The sequence below is a fragment of the Enteroscipio rubneri genome, assembly GCF_963929405.1.
In the GTDB taxonomy this organism is placed as follows: domain Bacteria; phylum Actinomycetota; class Coriobacteriia; order Coriobacteriales; family Eggerthellaceae; genus Enteroscipio; species Enteroscipio rubneri.
Map to the genome: position 1 here is coordinate 797,081 of NZ_CAWVIN010000002.1, position 17,390 is coordinate 814,470.

At 63.7% G+C, this 17,390-nt stretch carries 19 protein-coding genes; 5 read left to right on the plus strand and 14 right to left on the minus strand.

The window, feature by feature from the left end; genetic code table 11:
* The first annotated feature begins 55 nt into the window (after positions 1 to 55).
* Genes ABGT83_RS06985 through ABGT83_RS07005 form a run of 5 tightly spaced genes read left to right on the plus strand, consistent with a single transcriptional unit; the run spans position 56 to position 2,807 of the window.
* Entirely contained in the window at positions 56 to 325 is a 270-nt protein-coding gene (locus tag ABGT83_RS06985) for a polyribonucleotide nucleotidyltransferase (RefSeq protein ID WP_013979914.1), read from the plus strand.
* On the plus strand, positions 315 to 626 hold the full coding sequence (locus ABGT83_RS06990; RefSeq protein WP_013979915.1) for a type II toxin-antitoxin system RelE/ParE family toxin: 312 nt from the start codon (positions 315 to 317) through the stop codon (positions 624 to 626). Before ABGT83_RS06985 ends, ABGT83_RS06990 begins: the two co-directional genes overlap by 11 nt.
* Position 627: 1 nt before the next feature.
* Positions 628 to 1,086 carry a hypothetical protein gene (locus ABGT83_RS06995; RefSeq protein ID WP_013979916.1) on the plus strand — a complete coding sequence of 153 codons (459 nt, stop codon included), beginning with the start codon at positions 628 to 630 and terminating at the stop codon, positions 1,084 to 1,086.
* Positions 1,087 to 1,101: 15 nt separating this feature from the next.
* On the plus strand, positions 1,102 to 2,175 hold the full coding sequence (locus ABGT83_RS07000; protein WP_013979917.1) for a hypothetical protein: 1,074 nt from the start codon (positions 1,102 to 1,104) through the stop codon (positions 2,173 to 2,175).
* The gene (locus tag ABGT83_RS07005; RefSeq protein WP_013979918.1) at positions 2,172 to 2,807 is read left to right on the plus strand and encodes a hypothetical protein; all 636 of its coding nucleotides are present in this window, start codon (positions 2,172 to 2,174) and stop codon (positions 2,805 to 2,807) included. Before ABGT83_RS07000 ends, ABGT83_RS07005 begins: the two co-directional genes overlap by 4 nt.
* Positions 2,808 to 3,273: 466 nt before the next feature.
* Here the strand turns inward: ABGT83_RS07005 and ABGT83_RS07010 are convergent, their stop codons facing one another.
* The 14 genes from ABGT83_RS07010 to ABGT83_RS07075 all read right to left on the minus strand — a co-directional run bounded on the left by ABGT83_RS07010 (position 3,274) and on the right by ABGT83_RS07075 (position 17,300).
* Positions 3,274 to 3,768, minus strand: a complete 495-nt coding sequence (locus ABGT83_RS07010; protein WP_346686635.1) for a class B sortase — start codon at positions 3,766 to 3,768, stop codon at positions 3,274 to 3,276.
* Between the two features lie 230 nt (positions 3,769 to 3,998).
* Positions 3,999 to 4,553 (minus strand): VaFE repeat-containing surface-anchored protein, encoded by a 555-nt coding sequence (locus ABGT83_RS07015; protein WP_428994605.1) that lies wholly within the window; start codon positions 4,551 to 4,553, stop codon positions 3,999 to 4,001.
* On the minus strand, positions 4,459 to 4,791 hold the full coding sequence (locus ABGT83_RS07020) for a VaFE repeat-containing surface-anchored protein (protein ID WP_346686637.1): 333 nt from the start codon (positions 4,789 to 4,791) through the stop codon (positions 4,459 to 4,461). Before ABGT83_RS07020 ends, ABGT83_RS07015 begins: the two co-directional genes overlap by 95 nt.
* A complete protein-coding gene (locus ABGT83_RS07025; RefSeq protein ID WP_346686638.1) occupies positions 4,697 to 7,069 on the minus strand; it encodes a VaFE repeat-containing surface-anchored protein in 2,373 nt (790 codons plus the stop codon). The genes ABGT83_RS07020 and ABGT83_RS07025 overlap by 95 nt, the downstream gene beginning before the upstream one ends.
* Before the next feature lie 17 nt (positions 7,070 to 7,086).
* Positions 7,087 to 7,563 (minus strand): DNA gyrase, encoded by a 477-nt coding sequence (locus tag ABGT83_RS07030; protein WP_346686639.1) that lies wholly within the window; start codon positions 7,561 to 7,563, stop codon positions 7,087 to 7,089.
* Between the two features lie 131 nt (positions 7,564 to 7,694).
* Complete coding sequence (locus tag ABGT83_RS07035) at positions 7,695 to 8,681, minus strand: conjugal transfer protein TrbL (RefSeq protein ID WP_346686640.1); 987 nt, start codon at positions 8,679 to 8,681, stop codon at positions 7,695 to 7,697.
* Between the two features lie 14 nt (positions 8,682 to 8,695).
* On the minus strand, positions 8,696 to 9,403 hold the full coding sequence (locus tag ABGT83_RS07040) for a hypothetical protein (RefSeq protein ID WP_346686642.1): 708 nt from the start codon (positions 9,401 to 9,403) through the stop codon (positions 8,696 to 8,698).
* A gap of 15 nt (positions 9,404 to 9,418) precedes the next feature.
* Positions 9,419 to 10,993 carry an NlpC/P60 family protein gene (locus ABGT83_RS07045; protein ID WP_346686644.1) on the minus strand — a complete coding sequence of 525 codons (1,575 nt, stop codon included), beginning with the start codon at positions 10,991 to 10,993 and terminating at the stop codon, positions 9,419 to 9,421.
* Positions 10,986 to 13,496 (minus strand): VirB4-like conjugal transfer ATPase, CD1110 family, encoded by a 2,511-nt coding sequence (locus ABGT83_RS07050; protein ID WP_346686645.1) that lies wholly within the window; start codon positions 13,494 to 13,496, stop codon positions 10,986 to 10,988. Before ABGT83_RS07050 ends, ABGT83_RS07045 begins: the two co-directional genes overlap by 8 nt.
* Positions 13,480 to 13,887, minus strand: coding sequence for a PrgI family protein (locus tag ABGT83_RS07055; protein WP_346686647.1), 408 nt, complete (start codon positions 13,885 to 13,887; stop codon positions 13,480 to 13,482). Before ABGT83_RS07055 ends, ABGT83_RS07050 begins: the two co-directional genes overlap by 17 nt.
* An 18-nt stretch (positions 13,888 to 13,905) precedes the next feature.
* Complete coding sequence (locus ABGT83_RS07060; RefSeq protein WP_015760600.1) at positions 13,906 to 14,121, minus strand: hypothetical protein; 216 nt, start codon at positions 14,119 to 14,121, stop codon at positions 13,906 to 13,908.
* A 194-nt stretch (positions 14,122 to 14,315) separates the two neighbouring features.
* Complete coding sequence (locus ABGT83_RS07065) at positions 14,316 to 16,148, minus strand: VirD4-like conjugal transfer protein, CD1115 family (protein WP_346686649.1); 1,833 nt, start codon at positions 16,146 to 16,148, stop codon at positions 14,316 to 14,318.
* Entirely contained in the window at positions 16,145 to 16,693 is a 549-nt protein-coding gene (locus tag ABGT83_RS07070) for a hypothetical protein (RefSeq protein WP_346686651.1), read from the minus strand. Before ABGT83_RS07070 ends, ABGT83_RS07065 begins: the two co-directional genes overlap by 4 nt.
* Before the next feature lie 91 nt (positions 16,694 to 16,784).
* Complete coding sequence (locus tag ABGT83_RS07075) at positions 16,785 to 17,300, minus strand: peptide ABC transporter substrate-binding protein (protein WP_346686653.1); 516 nt, start codon at positions 17,298 to 17,300, stop codon at positions 16,785 to 16,787.
* Between the last annotated feature and the right edge of the window lie 90 nt (positions 17,301 to 17,390).

Consider the following 17,390-nt stretch of genomic DNA (forward strand, 5'->3'; position numbering starts at 1 on the left):
AAATATGAAATGTGACACAATAATGTACATTAAGATGCAATAGGAAGGAGAACCAATGTCGTTGTGCGTACCCATCAAAGACCTCCGCGATACAGCCGCATTCGACGAGATGGTCTCGACGAGCCCCACCCCGGTTATCGTGACGAAGAACGGCTACGACCGCTTCGTGTGCGTGAAGAGCTCGGATTTCAGCCGATGGGAGCAGGCGGAGGCACGTGCCCGTTTGCTCGAGCGCATCATGGTCTCCGAGCGCGAGCGCGCCGAAGGAAAGAGCGTCGACGCTTTCGAGGCGACCAAATCCTTGAGGGAGAAGTATGGCCTGTAGGGTGCGGATACAGCCAACCGCGCTTCGCGAACTCGAGGGCACGGTCGAGTACCTGCTCGGCTTCGGGCCCAACACCGCGTCGGCGTTCCTGGACGAATGGGAGAATGTCATCGAGTGCTTGAAGGACGGATCGGTGGAGCACCGCCTCTCGCGTTTCGAGCCGCTCGCGAAGCTTGGTTATCACACCGTCCTAGTGAAAGGCTACATAGCCCTCTACTTCAAGGAGGGGGAAGACGTCGTCATCGCCCACCTCTTCCATCAGAGCCAAGACTACGCGAGCATCGTCTTGAACGGAGAGTGACATGAGCCCCGCACAATACTGCGCCAGATACGGCATCGCAGAGAGCACACTGAGAGGCTGGCTGAAAAGGGGGCTCATGGAAGGCGCCGAAAAGTGCGGCGGCATTTGGGACATCCCAGAAGACGCGAGGGCGAGATACGAGCCGAGGAAGAAAAAGAACCGCACACAAGACGACAACCGATGGGATCTGCTCAAGGCGCTGAAAGAGCGGCGTTACGTCGACGAGAAGGTGCTCCTCTGCCAGAAGGCGGACTTCGTGGATCTGGCAAACGATCTGCTGGACAAGGGGTTCATCATCATGTCGAGCACCCCCTGCGACGGAAAATGGAACACGGGATACGCAATCTCCCAACTTGGATTGGACGCAATCGAATCCAGATCGAAGAAAGACTTCTTGGAGTTCTGGAAGGCTACATGCAGCGGAATAACCAGCGGGGTCGTGGAAGCTCTGCCCCGCTGATGGAATGCCGGAGAAATGACCAACATGGATGAAATCGCCACATACGAGCGAGACCTCGCGAACATGGAGTCGAGGATCGAGAGTGTTTTCGCCGATGCCGACGTAGAGGCAGAACTGCCCCAGGCCGACCTGGACATGCTCGACGTTTGCTTCTCGATGGCATCGGGATTGGTCGGCGTGTTCGTCGCGACGAACGACGATGTCGCGAAGTGGCTCGAGAAAGTCCATGATGCAGCGTCGGGCAATCCCGGCGATTGCGGGGTCGTCCAGCAGATGCTCGGCTCCCTGCTTTTCCACAAAGGGGACGCCTTGGACGTCTACGCATCGGAAGAAGGTTTCATCGCCCGCAACGGCGAAAGGGCATACGTGATGTTCCATAGGCTGCTGTTCGGCCACGATGTGCTTGCGACGGGCAGGGGGCTCATGCCCTACAACCCCTTCGAGCTGATGTACCAGCAGAAAGGCCTCATGGGCATCGTGCAAGCAGTCCGTCACCTGCTCGCCGACACGATGTCCAAGCAAGGGTTGCCCGTGCCTGGAAGCTCGCACCTCGACACCGAGCGGGAAGGCGGCAGGCCTTGGAACCGGATCATCGACTGGGTTCAAGAGCTTTCCATCGAGGCGGGCGGCGACAAGAAGATGGCCCAGGAGATCTACTCCCACATGTTCACGATCCGAGCCCAGGACATCGCTGCAGGCGGCCTCGTCGCCTTCCTTGTCGGATGCTATGCCAAGTCCCGCGCGATAGAGGATCCCGTTCGTAAGGCGCAGATAGAGCTGGTCGGCACGGGCGTCGCCTTTTTCGGCCAGGCGGCGCTCGGCGCAGTGCGCCAGAAAGGCGTCCCTTACATCAACAATGCGATGGCGCCTCAGCTCGTGAAGGCCTACGGCGGCCTTCTTGCTGCAAGCGCGAAGCGCACGAAGCGTCTTGAAGAGAGGACGGAAAGGCTCTGCACCGCCGCGGACAGACAGATCATGAGGCACGACCGGATTTCCGAAGAAGTCGCAGCAATCGTCCAGACCCCCGTTTCCGACGATGAAGCCTCGGCATCGGTAAGCAGCCTCATCGGATATCTGGAGGGAAGATGAAAATACCCCAGCATCTATTGGCCCCCATCGTCGGCGTGTTGGCAGGATGCCTTGGCATAGGCGTGGGTTTCATCATCCGGCAACCCGAGATAAACGAGCTGCACCGGCAGGTCGCTAAACTCCAGAAGAAAGCCGACGAGCTCAAGGAGACCGTCCGGAAGCAAAATGACGAGATATCCGCCCTCATCACGCGCTATCGGACTCTGCAGGTCTGGCAGATCATCCAGAAGCACGACCTGCACAAGCAGATCGAGGAAAGCCTCGTCTTCCAATACGCGATGAACGACTATTTCTCCCTTATGGTGGACCGCCTGGAGACCGGACGGGACTTCAGCGAGGCCGAGACGGCGTTCTACGCCGCCTTCTCGAAAATGCTGGATGGAAAGGAATTGGATGCCGACCAGATGGAAAACGTCAAATCGTACGTCGAGGCAACGCACAGCACGCAGATTGAGGCGATGACGCCTTGCGACGTGTCTGAGCCCATCGAGAGAATACGCAATTTTGAAGACGGGAAGAAGAAGCGTTTTTTTCATCTTCCGCAAATCAACCTTCCGAAATTCGAGATTCCAAAGGTTGAGATTCCGCTCCCATGGAAAAAAGAGTCCGAAGAAAAGCCCTCGGACAAGTAGCGCCAATTCCCGCTATGGCTTCGCCTCTACGCCTCCACGCCTCTACCTCAGACACATAAATCAGCAGCAGAGCAGGTAGTCCAGCCGGCCGCACACCCTGCCCCGTCATGGAATCGATTCTAGCCTGCAACAGCAGAGGGTTCATTAGCCGGCGGCATAAGCTGCGACTGTCAGTCTCGTCGAGAAGTTGAAGTTGCACGTATGAAAGGCATCCTGCTCACTTTCATCGATCATGCTGGCCATCGATAGCTTTCCCGTTGTCGCCGGCTCGCATCTCCCCGTGCTCGCTCATGGCTCCCAGCATCGAATGCAGGCAGTATCCCGCACGATCGCGCACGCCGCCATGGCCATGCCGATGAAGAAGCATACGGTCGACAGCATCACTCCACCTCCTCCCTGCGCATACACTATCGTCCTCTCGTGCCCGTTCCACCTGCCGTAGCTGCAGGTGCAGAACGCCTTGACGCTATCTGCCTGGGCACTCGTCGTCGAGCACGACGTCCGCCTCTGCCAGCAGCTCCTCGAGCCAGGAGTCGAGCTCCTCATCGTCGGCGAACTCCAAGCGCTTGTGCTCGGCGTTCGAATCCACGACGTCCGCCGCGATGACGTTCAGGCGAATGTCCCCCTCGGGCGTCTGCAGGAGGATCTCGTCGTGGGCCTCCGCGAACCCCCTGTCGGAATAGCTTGCGAATGCCGAGAACATGCTGCCGTCGTTCATGTGGTGGGCGAACATGAGCGCGAGCGGGCTGTCGATCCCCCGCTCCGCGCAGCCGGCGTCGAGGTAGGGGCATCCGTAGGGGTTCCAGCCGCGGTAGACGTCGTGGTCGAGGTAGAAGGTCGGGTCGTCGGCGCTCGCCTGCACCACCGGATAGTCGATCTCGGTTCCCGGGACGCTCACCCAGGCCACGATGTCGGGGTTCACGGACAGCCAGTAGTCCCAGTCGACCATCGGGAAAGCCATCGTCTTCCCCGCTCTCGCCGGAGCCTCCCGAGATAGGAGAGGGGTCTATATTTGCCGCCCTGTCGTGGACGCTGAAGAGCCACAGCCCCAGCGCCGCAGCACCGACCAGCGCCGTCACCGTCACCATGATCGCGAATCGCCGCTTGATATTAGTGTTCATTTGAACCTCCAGAAAGACGGGCGGGGAGGCTCATCGCCGCCCCGCCCTCTTCGATCAGCCGAAAACCCGGCTATTCCTCGGAAACCTCGTCAGCAGACACCTCGTCGACTGATGCGCTTTGGCGGATGCGGCTGCGAAGCGCATATGCGCCCGCAGCGCCGCCGCAGACGACCAGGGCGCTGATCAGAACCCATACGGGAAGCAGATCGTTACCCGTCTTGTCGTAGGGAGTCCCAGGAGTCTCGGGGTTGTCGACGACGACCGTCTGCCCCTCGTCCTCGAGGTCCTGATGTACCGCGATGACGTTTCCGTTCACGTCGAGCACCTCCTCGAACGCCACGAGGGCGGCACCCTCCTCGAGCTGGGAAGCATCGAACTCGAAGGTCACCTCGACGGTTCCATTCGAGCCTTCTGCCACGAACTCGGCGGTAGAGGTCACAGGGTTGCCCTCGGAGTCCTCGAGGGCAAGGCCGGTGCTCTTGTCCATGATGGTGCCGTGGGCGGTATAGGTCTCGCCAGCGACGAACCCCTCATACTCGACGGTATCCACGACGCTGACCGTCCCGTTCTCGACCATGTGGTCGCCGTCGGCGGCGTCGACGAGCGTGGTCCCGATCTCGACCACCGTGACGGACTGGCCCTCGTCCTCGATGTCCTCGTGCACCGCGAGGACGGTGCCTTCGGCGATCGAGCAGCTTCTCGAACACCACCAGGCGGTGCCCGCCGAGGCCGGTCGAGTCGAAGGAGAGCTCTACGGTCTGGGTGCCCTCAGCGGCATCGGGTGTGAACTCGACGGTCGCGGTCACATCGGCTGCAAGAGGCCCCTCGCCGCTTTTCAGCGGCTCGCCCGTCTCGGCATCCATCAGCGTCGCCTCGAGCGCATAGGAGCTCTCCAGGGGTCAGACCCTCGAAGGACACCTCGTCGGCGATGACGACCTCGGAGCCCGTCACGAGCTTGTCGCCGTCCGCGGCGTCCGCGGCCGTGGTGCCGATGTCGACGAAGTGCACCGTCTGGCCCTCGTCCTCGATATCGGCGTGGGCAGCCACCTCGACCCCGTCTTTGACGAGGCTCTCGAAGGCCACGACGTCCTCGCCCGCGAGCAGGCTCGCGTCGAAGGTGAACTCGATGTCGACCGAGCCGTTGGTGTTGTTCGCCGTGAACTCCTTGGTGGCGGTCACGGGGCTGCCTTCGGCGTCGAGCAGAGGCTCGCCAGTGGACTTGACCATGAGCGTGCCGATGAGAGTGTAGGCGCTGCCGAACTCGAGGTTCTCGTAGTAGACGGTATCCACGAGCGTCATCTGCTCGTTCGCCTGGGCGATCTGGTCGCCGTCGGCAGCCTCGGCTGCCTGCGTCCCGATCTTCGGCCCCTCCTGGTCGTCGAGCGTCATCCAGACGGCCTCGGCCACGCCGGAGTCGCGCTCGATCCAGAAGGTCTTGGTGATGAGCTCGTAGCCCTCGTTGGCCTCGCAGGAAAGCTCCTCCAGGGTGTATTGACCGTGCGGCAGCGCGGCGAGTGCGTCGTTGGCGGGAGCGGACGAGCCGTCCTCGCCCAGTCCGAACCAGATGCCGGCTTCGGCGTCCATCATGTCGGAGGTGATGGCCTCTGCCTCGAGCAGGTGGTCGTTGCCGTTGGTGTTTTGAGTGTGCTTGTTCCAGCCCGCCTCGGTCGAAGCCTGGCCGTTGCGGTCGGTCACCAGCACGTGGGTCTCGCCGGTCGCCACGTTGGTGATGGCGAAGGGGACCTGCAGGCTCGCATTGGTGTCCTCGGCCTTCTTGGAGAGCTTGAGGTCGTTGCGGACGACCTGGTTGTAGAAGGCAAGCTCGCCGCCTTCCGCGTCGGCGGTCACGGTAAGGCCGTCGGTTCGGATCTTGAAGGTCCTGGGCTCGCCGTCGGTGAGCAGGTAGGAGTCGTTGGTCGCGGTCTCCTGGATGGTGTAGGTGCCATAAGGAAGCGCGTCGGGCGCGGTCCTCGCGATGTAGGAGCCGATTTCCTCGTCCCATGCGGTCTCGACGGTAGCGACGACTTCGCCTGGCTCGTACCAGGCGTCCCCCACGAGGACCTTAGCCGAAGACGTGTTCGTTATGGTGAACTCGATGCCGGAAAGCGTGGTGCCGACGCCTTCAGGCGTGTGCCCGTTGCCTCCGACCGCCTCGGACTCGCCGAGCTCGGCGTCCGCCTTGGTCACCTGCACGCCGCCGCGGATCACGTCGTCTTGGACGGGATCGCCGGAAAGGTCGACGACCTGGCCGTCGCCCTCGATGGTGGACTCGAACCCGCCGTCCCAGGAGAGGTACCCCTCGGGAGCGTTTGCCTCGACGATGCGGTAGGAGCCGCACGGCAGCGCGTCGCCTGCGGTCTGCGCGGTGTAGGCCGATCCGTCCCAGGAGGTGGAGATGGTCATGACCGTCTCGCCGTCAGCATAGCTGTGGCCGTTCACGAAGGAATTCATCCCCGACGCGTTGACAATGGCGAACTCGGCGCCCTCGAGCGAGGCGTCGCCCTGCTCGCTTGCGCCGGCTTGCGCGTCGACCTTGGCGATCTTCACACCGCCACGATCCCACGTGAAGCTGGCAAGCGTCTGGGCATCAGACCCCGCATGGATCCTGATGGCGCTAAATCCCGTGGAGACCTCGCCTGCACGTGCGTTGACCTGGCTCCACACGTTGCCCACGATCTCGCGCTCGGCCCAGGAGACGAACTCGGCATTCGTGCCGTAAGTCGCCTCGGCGACAGAGCCCAAGTTGGCATACGAGAGCAGGATGTGGCTCGCCACGCGGTACTTGTCCTCGTCCATGCCGCTTCCGTCGTACCAGGAGCTAGGCCACATGGACGCGTCGAAGCCGGGCGCGCCGTACGAGAACCACATGGCCGCCGCCAGATCCCCCGCCTCGCTCGTCGGATAGGTCCCCGCGTCGGGCGTGGAGCGCGACGGCTCGATGCAGTAGGCGTCGTTTCCGTTCGCACTCATCTGGGTCGTCGCGTAGCCGGCATAGGGGAGGTTCTTGCCGATCGATACGCTCACGTCTCCGGAGGCGTAAGCCTTAGCCGGGACGATGACAACGGACAGCACGAGCGCCATCGCCATGGCCACGCGCACGATCTTCGAAGAGGTTATCCTCTCCATCGCTTTCTCTTTCATTTCTCTCGCACCTCCTCCTACATCGCGATGCTCTCGCGGCTTTGGGCGGCGCGCCTATCGCCGTTTCCCAGGCGCTCCGAGCCCTCGCGGGCTCCGCGGGCCTTCTCGGAGAGGCTCTGCAGGTACTCGCTGCGGCTGCGGTCGAGCGCCTCCTTGATCTGCGCCGGCATGACGCGCACGACGTCCTTGGCGGGCTTGCCGTCCTCGTCGAGCACCGGCTGGCCGTTCTCGTCGAGCACGCTCTTCTTGAGCCATACCTCGCGGTCCGTCAAAAGCGGGATGTCGCGGTAGTTCTCGCCTCGGTAGCGGGATTCGTTGACGAACATAGGGCTGAACTGGTAGTAGCTCACGTCCACCCCATCGATCACCGTCCCCTTGGGCAGCGTCACCGAGTTGAACGTGCGCATCTCTCCCGTCACGCGGTCGGTGTACTCGATGTCGGTGCGCACGAAGTTCTTGTGGAGCGTGAGATAGGTGTTCTTCCTCTCAGGCATTTCATGCCCCTTTCTTTGCATCCTTGCAGGCGGCAGTTGATGTGGAAGCCCGCCTGCCTATCCGTACTGTCGAAACGCCGTTAGCCGTCCAAGGCGACCACCCCCTTTCAAAGGCTTTCGCATCACGTCGATCAGACTCCGGAGACGATGTCGCGTGCCCAAGCGCCGCTCTTAACGAGGGAGAGGATCAGAAGCACGCACATCGCCAGGTACTGGAGCGCGTAGGTGAGTCCGGTCGCGATCCCGTCGATGGGCGTTCCCGTCGAGGTGCTCGCCCCGGTGAGGCCGCCCAAGATGAGCGGGAAGGCGATCAGCAGGATCAGGATGATGAGACCGGCCAGGCACACCGCCGTGAAGTTCTTCAGGTAGCCGATGCCGATCTGGCGCGTGTCGTCGAGCGCCATGAGCGAGAGCGGGATCGGGCTGAACGCCGCCATGATGTAGAGCTGGATGGCGCGCGCCCAGCAGACCACGAGCGCCACGATGTAGGCTCCGAGGACCACGACCCAGCTGATGACCGACACCAGAAGCAGCGCTATGAGCGCCGGAACGTCGTCGTCCTCGGTCACCACGCTCACAGCGGTAAGGTCTATCGCGCCGCCCGAGCCGAACAGCGACATCGTGCGGTCGATGGCGAGCCCCACCACCGCGTAGACGGCCTCCATGAGCTCGAAGCTGTTCTGTATGAGGAACAGGAACACCGCGAAGAACACCAGCAGGAACACGACCTCCTTCACGCCGGGGAACGAGGCGTTCCCGTCCATGCGCTGGCTGATCTGGATGAGCTTCACCGTGAACACCAGCCCGAGCACGCCGCAGCCGATGGGAAGCACTGCGACGTCCCAGACGCCGCGTGCGATGTCGTACATGGAGACGTCCCCTGCGGTCGTGAGCATCTGCGAGAAGTCCGCGCCGATGATGCCGTCGTAGCCGATGCTCGAGAGCACCGCCACCTGGTTGGTGAACATCCAGTTGCACGCGTCCCTCAGAAGCCCGGAGAGCCATGCGTTCACGTCGTCGGCGATGTCCGCGTAGGCGGGAGACGCCGGGACGAGCATGAGCGTCGCGAAGAGCAGCGTGAAGGCGAACGCGAGGACGAAGCGCCTGTCTGTGACCATCGCCGCCGCCCGCCTCATAGCGCGCTCAGCTCCCCGGATCCGCGGTCGAGGGAGAGCTGCACGATGGTGGATGCGGCGTCGTTCAAGTGGAAGGAGGTTGTGAGGACGTCCCCATTGCAGTCGATGTAGACCTCGCCATCCCAAGTGGCGAGCGTTGCCGTTGGAGACGCGGCAGACGCCTTCTGCGCTATGGCGGAGGCGATTTCGGAATCTTCGGCGTCGAGCAGCTCGTTGAGCTCTGGCGAGTGGGCGGAGAGCTCGAGCCCTGCCTCGGAGCCTTCGGCGATGAGGTAGCTCTTCGACAGCGCGAACGCGTCGCAGGAGATAATCTCTCGGCCTCCCGTATCGCTTATGGAGAGCAGCGTCTGGGAGGCGGCCTCGCCGGCAGAACGAGTGAAGGATATCTGCGCCGAGATGCCGAAGTCGTCGGGTTCCTCGGAGATAACCTCGTAGTACATCACCTGAACCCCGGCCTCTCCCGACTCGATGATCGTCGAGTCGGAGAGCGCGAGCGTGCACGTTCCGTCCTCGCTCTCCCAGGTGGTGCCCGTATAGCCAGCGAGGGATTCGCTTGCCTGCTCTACCTGTTGGCTTTGCTCTTCTGCGGGAACGATGGGATCGGGCTCGCTCGGCGCGATCGCGCAGCGTGCGAGCCCTGCCCCTATCAGGATCGTCGCAGCGCCTGCGGCGCATATGGCCATCAGTTTCGTCTTTTTGTCCATCGTCTTGCTCCTTATCTATCGATACGACAGGGCGCAGGTGAAGCTCGAGATCCCGCTTGCGATCATCACGACCTCGCCCCGATGGGGCGCGTGGATGTACTGGTCGCCCCCTATGTAGATCCCGACATGCCCCATGCGGTAGAGGATGTCGCCTGGCTGCGCCTCCGAGAGCGCGATTTTCTTGCCCTGCGCGTACTGGGCCTCGGTGTTGCGCGGTATCGAGATGCCAGCCTGCTTGTAGCAGTACTGGGTGAGCCCGCTGCAGTCCAAGCCGACGCCCGGCGTCGTCCCGCCCCACACATAAGGGACTCCGAGCTGGCTGTAGGCGGCGGAGACGATCGCATCTGCCGAGAGCGCCCCGGACCTGAAGTCCTCCAGGCTCATGCCGTCGAAGCGGTAGAGGTTGTAGGTCTCCATGACGGATTTCAGGCTCTCGACGTAGCTCGAGCTCGTCGCCCACCCCGCGTCCTTGAGTCCCTCGGCCATCTTGCCCGAGTCGTGGTTCGCAATCGCCTCGCGTATGAGGGCGTTTGACGCGTAGCGCTCGGCCTGCAGGAAGACGCGGCTGCGGAAGCGGATGCACTCCGCGTCGCCGATGAAGCTGATGAAGTCGGCTGTGACGGTGACCTGCTCGCCGCCGTACTCCTCGCCGGTCTTCCATGAGCTCTTCCCCGCGACCTCCTCGCACAGCGCATATGAGCTCGACCACTTCATGCCGAACAGGTTGTGGTCCTGCGTGGCGAGCCCTGAGAGGTGGTCGCCCTGCCCCGACTCGACGATGATCTGCGCGATCGTGCACCCCGCTGGATGCCCGTATTCCTCCTGGCACGCGAGCGCCTCCTCGACCATCTCGTAGGTGATGTAGGGCGGCAGCCCCTCGAGGGAGGCTTTGGACGCCTCGTTCTCCCAGAAACCGAAAAGGGCGCTCACGATCTGGGAGACCGCGAGCACGGCGAGCAGAAACGCCATGATCGCCGCGAACACGCCCGCCACGGGGACGGCGATCGAAGAGACCGCGCCCACGACCGCCCCCTTGCCGCCGGCATCTGCCGCAGCCTTCGCGGCTCCGGCAGACGCCTGGCTGGCGGCTGTATGCCGTGCCTTCGCAACAGCGCTGTGCCCGAAGGCTCCGAGCCTGGCGTGCCTTGTGGCCCCCTTCAGAGGGCCTTTCGCCTTCGAGGCGGCAGAAGCCTTCTTGGAGGCGAAATGCCGCGAGATGACGGAGCGTGCGCCTCGGACGGTGCTGCTCGCCCGCTCGACGCCGGAGAGCTCCTCGGAGTCGTCTGCCTCGGATGTGGCGGCATCGGCGATTGCGCGCTTGAGGTTTCCCTTGGCCTGGGCGGCGAGAGGGGACTTCGCCTTCGGCTTACCCGCACCGGCAGGGGAGGGTTCGGCAAAGCCCGCCCTGCCCCGCCCCGAAGGACCGTCATGACGGGAGAGTGCCTCGCCTGAGCGCTCGGCCGAACCCTTGACGATCCCCGCCGAGAAGGCGTCTTGTCTATCGTCTGCGCCGAGAGCGCGCGCCTGCTCGCGGCTTGTCGCCTCGAGATGCGCTGATCCGTCTGAGTATGTCGCCGCGCTCTCAGGCATCGCCGCCCTCCCGGGCCCGCGCGAACGCCTGGGCGCGCTTTATCTGGGCGATCTCCTCGGGCTTGGTGTTGAACAGGTCGTAGAGCGCGCCCTTCGGGAAGTCGTCCTTGAGGGGGACGCGCACGCCTCCCGCCACCAGGAGGCCCTCGCCGGCCTTGATGGAGTCGTCGATGTAGCCTTCCTCCTGGGCCGAGAGGGCCAGCAGGTCGACCCAGCTCTTGCGGTCGAGATGGCTCTGCTTGTGCAGGAGCACGAAGTCCGAGTTCAGCACCATGTTGCGGGCGTCCTCGTGCTCGAGCATGTAGGTAGAGTTCTGGGTGATGCCCGTGCAGATGAGGTTGAACTTGCGCCCCTCTGCCCAGAACTTAGAGAAGTAGCTGATGATCGCCGGGTGCCCGAAGAGGCTCTGCACCTCGTCGATGTAGAGCCAGGTGGTCACGCCGCGCTCGAAATTCGCGTACATGCGGTTGCGCACCGCCTCCAGCGCCGTGAGCATGCCGAAGACCCTCATGTTCTGCGAGAGGTCTTTGAAGTCGACGTTGGTGATGCGGTTGGTGAAGCCCACGTTGCTCTGGTGGTTGAAGAACGAAAGCGCCCCCTTCACGTAGCGCTCGTATCGGAGCGCTATGTCGCGCGCCTCGGGCTCCTCCTGCTCCAAGAGCAGGTCGTAGAAGTCGCCGAGCACGGGCAGGCGCCCCTTGTCCTCGCAGCGCATGTAGGAAAGCTCCACGCAGCGGCTGATGATCGACTTGTCCGCCTCGGGCAGTCCCTCGCGCCCCTCGGCCATGGTCGCGCTCGAGAGCGCGAGTATCGCGTCGATCTTGAAGGCGAGCTGCGCCTGGTTGGCCTTGTCGGCGACGTCGGAGAGGTCGAAGGGGTTCATGAACGTGTCGGTGTCCGGCGAGAAGCGTATGCAGGTCCCGCCTGCAGGCTCCACCACCGGCGCGTACTCGCCCGCCGGGTCGAAGACGATCACCTCGTCGTCGGGATACGCCAGTATCGTGTTCACGATCTCGCGCTTGACGCTGAAGCTCTTCCCAGATCCCGGCTTGCCGCAGACGAACCCCATGGGGCTCGCGAGCTTCTTGCGGTTGCAGATGACGAGGTTGCCCGACTGCTTGGACTGCCCGTAGTAGCCGCCGCCCTCCTGGTTGAGCTCCTGGGAGGCGAAGGGCATCTGAATTGCCACCTGCGCGGTCGTCATGTAGCGCGACACCTCCACGTGGTTGAGCCCCAGCGGCAGGATGGAGTTCATGCCCGGGCGCTGGCGGTACGAAAGCGGCTCCACCTCGATGGAGCGCTGGCGCGCCGCCGCCATGATCTGGCGGGTCTGGTGGTCGAGGGCCTCTGCCGTGTCCGCGTAGGTGAACACGAGGCCCGTGTAGGTGAACAGGCGCTGGTTCTTGTTCTGGAGCTGGTCGAGGAGCTCTTCGGCCTCCTCCTTGGAGTGCGAGAGCTCGGGAGGCAGGATGGAGAAGTCGTAGCCCTTCTTCACCGCGCTCATCTGCTCGCCGATGACCTCCTTGTCCATCCAGGCGATGCGCTTCTTCACGTAGGCCACCGCGGCCGCCTTGCCCATGGGGTGGACGTGGAGTGTCACGTTGAGCGGCATCGGCAGATCGACGATGTTGGCGATGCAGTCGTCCTCCAGGTCGCTGCCGAAGCCGCGGAACACAAGCACGCGGCACCAGGCCTCGTCAGCCCGGTAGCAGTCGGCGCGCCCGTCCGGCTTGAAGTCGAGCACCGAGGGCGCGATGAGGTCCTTGGTGCGAAGCCCGCTTGACTGGGACAGTTTGTCCCACGAGAAGGTGAACTCCGCCTTCGGCCGCAGCTGGGACTGGACGAGCTCGAGGCGCTCGGCTCCGTCGAGCATGCGCGCCTCGCAGCGGATGCGGGAAAGCGTCTGCATGCAGTCGCCGCGGGCGCGGGCGAGCCTGGGCGCTGCGGCGTCGAGGTCGTCCGCCCCCACGAGGAAGGTGAGGTAGCGGTGGCGCACGAGGTTCGAGACCCCCTCGCGCATCTTGTCGTTGAGGATGCGGTTGTACTCCTCGACGTACTCGTCGACGCGCGGGTCGCTCTTCTCGAAGAATCGCTTGCGCCCGATCTCGCGCTCGGGTATGGGCGTGTTGGTTATGGTGAGCTGCACGGAGGTCTCCGAGCCGAAGTAGTCGTAGAGCTCGCTCATCGCCGCGAACACCGACTGCTGGCTCTCCTCGCGCGCGGACTGGTAGCTGATGTCCCCGAACTCGATGGTCTGGCTGAAAAGGCCCTCCTCGACCTGCGCGGTGCCGTCGGCGTACATGGCGTCGTAGCCGATCGCGGAGAGGACGTCTTTGGCTTCGGCGCGTGCGCGCCTCTTGCGGCGTGCCGCCTGCTCGACTTTCTTCTCCTCTTCCTCGAGCCCCGTCGTGCGGGCATGCGCGCCGCGCACGGGCAGCCTGCCCTTTCGCGCTGTCGCCTCCTTCTCTTTGGTTTTCTTCTTGGTCTTATCGAACAGAAGCATTCGCCTCCGCCCCCTTCCTCTTCGCTTTGCGCTTGGCCTTTCGCGACGGGCGTCCCGGCACGGGAGAGGTCTGCGCGCCCTCGAGTGCGGGGGTGGAGCGGTAGAGGATCCTCTGGTCCTCGAGCCGGAAGTCGAGCCAGAGCGGGACGAACTTCTCGAATTTCATGTGATGGGGCCGCCAGAACCCCGCGAGCCAGAACGGCAGCGACGCGCACATGACCGGCAATGCGGCATCGCGCACCTCGATGCCGAGGGCGAACTGGCACAGCGCAGCGGCCCCGATTGCCGAGGCGAGTCCTCCTGCGAGGCACGCGAGCGTGCGCGCGGAGAGCTTGCCCACGATCTTCTCGGTGTACTCGCCGATGTCCTTCTGGACCCTTACGGATAGCATTTCCACATCCTCCTTCCCTTAGGCGGGGAGCCAGGACGTGTCGAGCTGGCCGAAGTAGATGGCGGCGGCGATGATGATCGCCCCGCCCGCGATGGTCGAGATCGCGCTGGCGATCTGAGCGCCTCCCTGCTGCTCTCGGATGGCGAGGCCGAGCGATACCGCGCCCCAGACGATCAGGAATCCGCCGAGGAACGTGACGCAGCCGGAGACGAGTCCGATGATGTTTGAGAGCATCTTGGCTCCTTTGCATGTCTTGCTTTAAGGGCGGCCGCACCTGGTGGGTTTGAGGCGGCAGCCCCGGTTGGTACAATTGATCTCGGAGCGCATCTCGCGCCCCTTTGCATCCGGGACGGCGCGCGGCGGGCTTGTGTGGAAGCTGGCCACGCCGCGCTCAGACGAGGGAGTGTCGGCTCCCGCCGTCCCATCTCTCATCTCATGGGCCCATCACCGCCTTTCCTCTTCAGGTATTCCTTAAAGTCGAAGCGCGCCTCGCGCTTCGCGCCCGCATGCCCGGGATCCACCTCGGGATAGGAGGGATGCTCCTCGATGCGGTACTTCGCGCCCTTCAGCGGGTAGGTGCCGCTGATGAGCACGACCGACTCGTCGCGCGCAAGCCTGCCAACCTCGTCGGGCGTCATGAGGTCGCGTTCGATCACGTTGTAGTTCTGGGTGGTGGAGCGGTTCGCGCCCCTCGAGTCGCTCTCCGTGAGCACCTTCACGGTCTGCTTGCCGATCATCTTGGAGACCATCTCGTTGGTCTCGGTCGACTTGCCGCCGAGGAACACCACGGTGTCGCAGCAGTCCAGGATGGTCTTCGCGCCCTCCTTCTCGTAGGAGCGCTCGAGCTGACTTGCGGATTGCAGGATGATGCTGAAGCTCACGTTGCGCGAGCGGGCCGTGGCGATGACGCGCTCGAAGTCGGGCACCGTGCCGATGTTGCCGAACTCGTCGAGCAGGAAGTGCACTGGGCGCTTGAGCGCGCCTCCGAAGCGCGCGAGCGCCGTCTTGTAGAGCACGCTCGTGGCCTGCCACATGAGAAGCGCGAAGAGGAAGTCGAAGGTCGAGTCGGAGTCCGACATGCTCGCGAAGATCGCGTGCCTGCCCTCTCCCGACCCGAGCGAGTCGAGCGCCATCTCGTCGTAGGCGACGAGCGCCGACACCGCGTCGACCGACAGCGGCTTCAGGCGCACGTTGCAGCTGATGATGATCGATTTCAGCGTCTTTCCAGCAGCCACCTTGAAGGCTCGGTAGTTCGACAGCGCGAAGTCGTCGTTGGCGTCGTGGGGCTCGCCCACGCGGACCCATCCCCAGTCATCCCCGTCGTCGAAGGGACGCTCGCCCCGCGCTTCGGGCGCACGGCCTCGCTCCATGAAGCGCATCCCCGTCTCGAGCTCCTCGAACACGAGATCGAGCGGGCTCATGTAGGACTCGTCCTCCTCGCGCGCCTCGGCAAGGCTCAAGAGCAGCATGAGGGAGTTGAGGTTTCGCTCCTCGGGACGGGCGTGGTAGACGAGGTAGGCCACCAGCGCCGTGTAGAGCAGGCGCTCGGAGTTCTCCCAGAAGGGGTCGGACCCCTTGCGGTCGTCGGGCGTGGTGTTCTTTATCAGGCACTCGACGAACACGAGGATGTCGGCCTGGTCCTTCACGTAGGAAAGCGGGTTGTAGTGCATCGAGCGGGAGAAGTCGGTCGTGTCGAAGGTGCGTATGTCGTATCCTGCGCCCTCGAGCATCCAGCCCACATCGCCGAGAAGGGTCCCCTTGGGGTCGGTGACGAGGAAGTCGGCGTTTGCCTGCATGAGGTTGGGCTTGACGTAGTAGCGCGTCTTGCCGGAGCCCGGCCCTCCTAGGACGCAGACGTTTCGGTTGCGGTCGTGTTTGAGGTCGAAACGCTTCGGCTTGAGCGCGAGCGCGAAGTCCCTCGAGAGCAGGATGTTGTTCGCCTTGTCCTTCCTGTCCATGAAGGCACGACCTTCCTTGAGAGTCCCCCAGCGGGCGGAGCCGTGCTCCTCTCCCTGGCGGCACGTGCCCGCGCGCACGAGGTTGCGCGCCCAGACCGCCCAGGGGATGCATGCGGCCATGAGGCCAACGGCAATCGCCATCGGCTCTGCCGTGATCCCAGTAGCGGGAACCGCAGAGAGCAGAACGAGGGCGTTGCACGCCGGAAACCCCGATGCGGCAGCCGCAGATGCGAGCGCGTCTCCGGCACAGAAGCATGCGGCGCTGGCGGCGCTCACCGCGAGCGCCTGCGCAATCGGCCTCATTTCGCCCTCGTCTCGACGCCGCGCGATATCTCGCGCGACTTGCCCTTGGCGGCCTCCAATCGAGACGACGCTTCCCTGGCGTGCGCGGCCTTCTCCGCGATGGGCTCGCCCTTGATGCGCTCGCACATTTGCGAGAGCTCCTTCTCCGCACGCCGGGTCGACGCGCTCGTGGTCTTCTCGAGCTCCTTGAAGACCTCGTTGACCGCGGGCGCGTCCTCGACCATGAAGACGAGGTGCTCGCCTTCGGGCATGGGGGCGAACTCGTGGCGGACACCCTCGCGCGAGAGCTTCTCGTCGATAATCTGGCGGATGGTCTCGTACTCGGGCAGGCTCGCGAACTCGGACAGGTCGAGCTTCGCCCACTCGGCCACGTCGCGATCGCCCTTCGCTCCGTCTTCGATCGCGTCATCGCCACGGGCGTGCTTGAACGCCGTGGCGAGCCGCTCGCCGCTTGCCATCATGGCCGCCTCGCCGGCGTCCTGGCCTATGCGGATCATCCAGTCGACGAGCTTCTCGCCGGAGTCATCGCCGAAGTCGTTTGTCATGGCTTTCTTCCTTTCGCTCTTGTGGGACAAACTGTCCCAGTCGTCTTCGGAAAACAGAGAAGGCGGGATGAACCCGCCTTCAGCAAATGTTTCAGCGAACCTCCGCCCGCGCGCCGCGCGTGGGAGCCTTCGCAGCCTTGTTCAGTTGTTGGATGGAATCTCGTGCGCGTCTCGCCGTGTCCTCGATGCTCGGAGCCGCCTCCATGTACTCGAGGCGCTTGCACTGCTCAGGTGTGGCGCGATGCATGCACTCGATTGCGTGCTCGAACCTCTCGGGTTCCCGCACGATGCGCCCGAACGACCAGCTCTCAAAGTCGACCCAATTCGAGCCGTCGCGCTTCAGAGTCCACCACTCGTCGCCGCCGTCCACCTGCTGCACGAACGCCAGGTCCTCGTACACGATCCCCTGGCGGAGCGCCCAGTTGCCGTGCGTGAAGAATCCGCGCAGCTCTTCCACGTTGCCAGCCTCCACGAACTCGTATGGGTACTCCTCGAGGTAGGGGTCGTCCTGCCAAGGGTATCCGCCGCGCCTGAGCCAGCCGTTCTCTTGGCACTTGGCGATGAGCCCTCGCCTGGTCTCTCCGTCGATTTCCTTCAACCCGAGCATCGTCGCTCCTCCATCGTGTCCCGGAGCCCACCGGCACTCGCGCGCTGGCGGCTCTTGATTTCAATTGCGATTTACCCATAAATCTCTCAA

What these genes read in the sequence shown, in the direction of transcription:
- ABGT83_RS07000 (WP_013979917.1), top strand. Translation starts at nt 1,102, where the DNA reads ATGACCAACATGGATGAAATCGCCACATACGAGCGAGACCTCGCGAAC.
- ABGT83_RS07010 (WP_346686635.1), bottom strand. Translation starts at nt 3,768, where the DNA reads ATGGCTTTCCCGATGGTCGACTGGGACTACTGGCTGTCCGTGAACCCC.
- ABGT83_RS07040 (WP_346686642.1), bottom strand. Translation starts at nt 9,403, where the DNA reads ATGGACAAAAAGACGAAACTGATGGCCATATGCGCCGCAGGCGCTGCG.
- ABGT83_RS07075 (WP_346686653.1), bottom strand. Translation starts at nt 17,300, where the DNA reads ATGCTCGGGTTGAAGGAAATCGACGGAGAGACCAGGCGAGGGCTCATC.
- ABGT83_RS07035 (WP_346686640.1), bottom strand. Translation starts at nt 8,681, where the DNA reads ATGGTCACAGACAGGCGCTTCGTCCTCGCGTTCGCCTTCACGCTGCTC.
- ABGT83_RS07060 (WP_015760600.1), bottom strand. Translation starts at nt 14,121, where the DNA reads ATGCTCTCAAACATCATCGGACTCGTCTCCGGCTGCGTCACGTTCCTC.
- ABGT83_RS07050 (WP_346686645.1), bottom strand. Translation starts at nt 13,496, where the DNA reads ATGCTTCTGTTCGATAAGACCAAGAAGAAAACCAAAGAGAAGGAGGCG.
- ABGT83_RS07055 (WP_346686647.1), bottom strand. Translation starts at nt 13,887, where the DNA reads ATGCTATCCGTAAGGGTCCAGAAGGACATCGGCGAGTACACCGAGAAG.
- ABGT83_RS07020 (WP_346686637.1), bottom strand. Translation starts at nt 4,791, where the DNA reads ATGGATGCCGAGACGGGCGAGCCGCTGAAAAGCGGCGAGGGGCCTCTT.
- ABGT83_RS07030 (WP_346686639.1), bottom strand. Translation starts at nt 7,563, where the DNA reads ATGCCTGAGAGGAAGAACACCTATCTCACGCTCCACAAGAACTTCGTG.
- ABGT83_RS06985 (WP_013979914.1), top strand. Translation starts at nt 56, where the DNA reads ATGTCGTTGTGCGTACCCATCAAAGACCTCCGCGATACAGCCGCATTC.
- ABGT83_RS07025 (WP_346686638.1), bottom strand. Translation starts at nt 7,069, where the DNA reads ATGAAAGAGAAAGCGATGGAGAGGATAACCTCTTCGAAGATCGTGCGC.
- ABGT83_RS07005 (WP_013979918.1), top strand. Translation starts at nt 2,172, where the DNA reads ATGAAAATACCCCAGCATCTATTGGCCCCCATCGTCGGCGTGTTGGCA.
- ABGT83_RS06990 (WP_013979915.1), top strand. Translation starts at nt 315, where the DNA reads ATGGCCTGTAGGGTGCGGATACAGCCAACCGCGCTTCGCGAACTCGAG.
- ABGT83_RS07065 (WP_346686649.1), bottom strand. Translation starts at nt 16,148, where the DNA reads ATGAGGCCGATTGCGCAGGCGCTCGCGGTGAGCGCCGCCAGCGCCGCA.
- ABGT83_RS06995 (WP_013979916.1), top strand. Translation starts at nt 628, where the DNA reads ATGAGCCCCGCACAATACTGCGCCAGATACGGCATCGCAGAGAGCACA.
- ABGT83_RS07070 (WP_346686651.1), bottom strand. Translation starts at nt 16,693, where the DNA reads ATGACAAACGACTTCGGCGATGACTCCGGCGAGAAGCTCGTCGACTGG.
- ABGT83_RS07045 (WP_346686644.1), bottom strand. Translation starts at nt 10,993, where the DNA reads ATGCCTGAGAGCGCGGCGACATACTCAGACGGATCAGCGCATCTCGAG.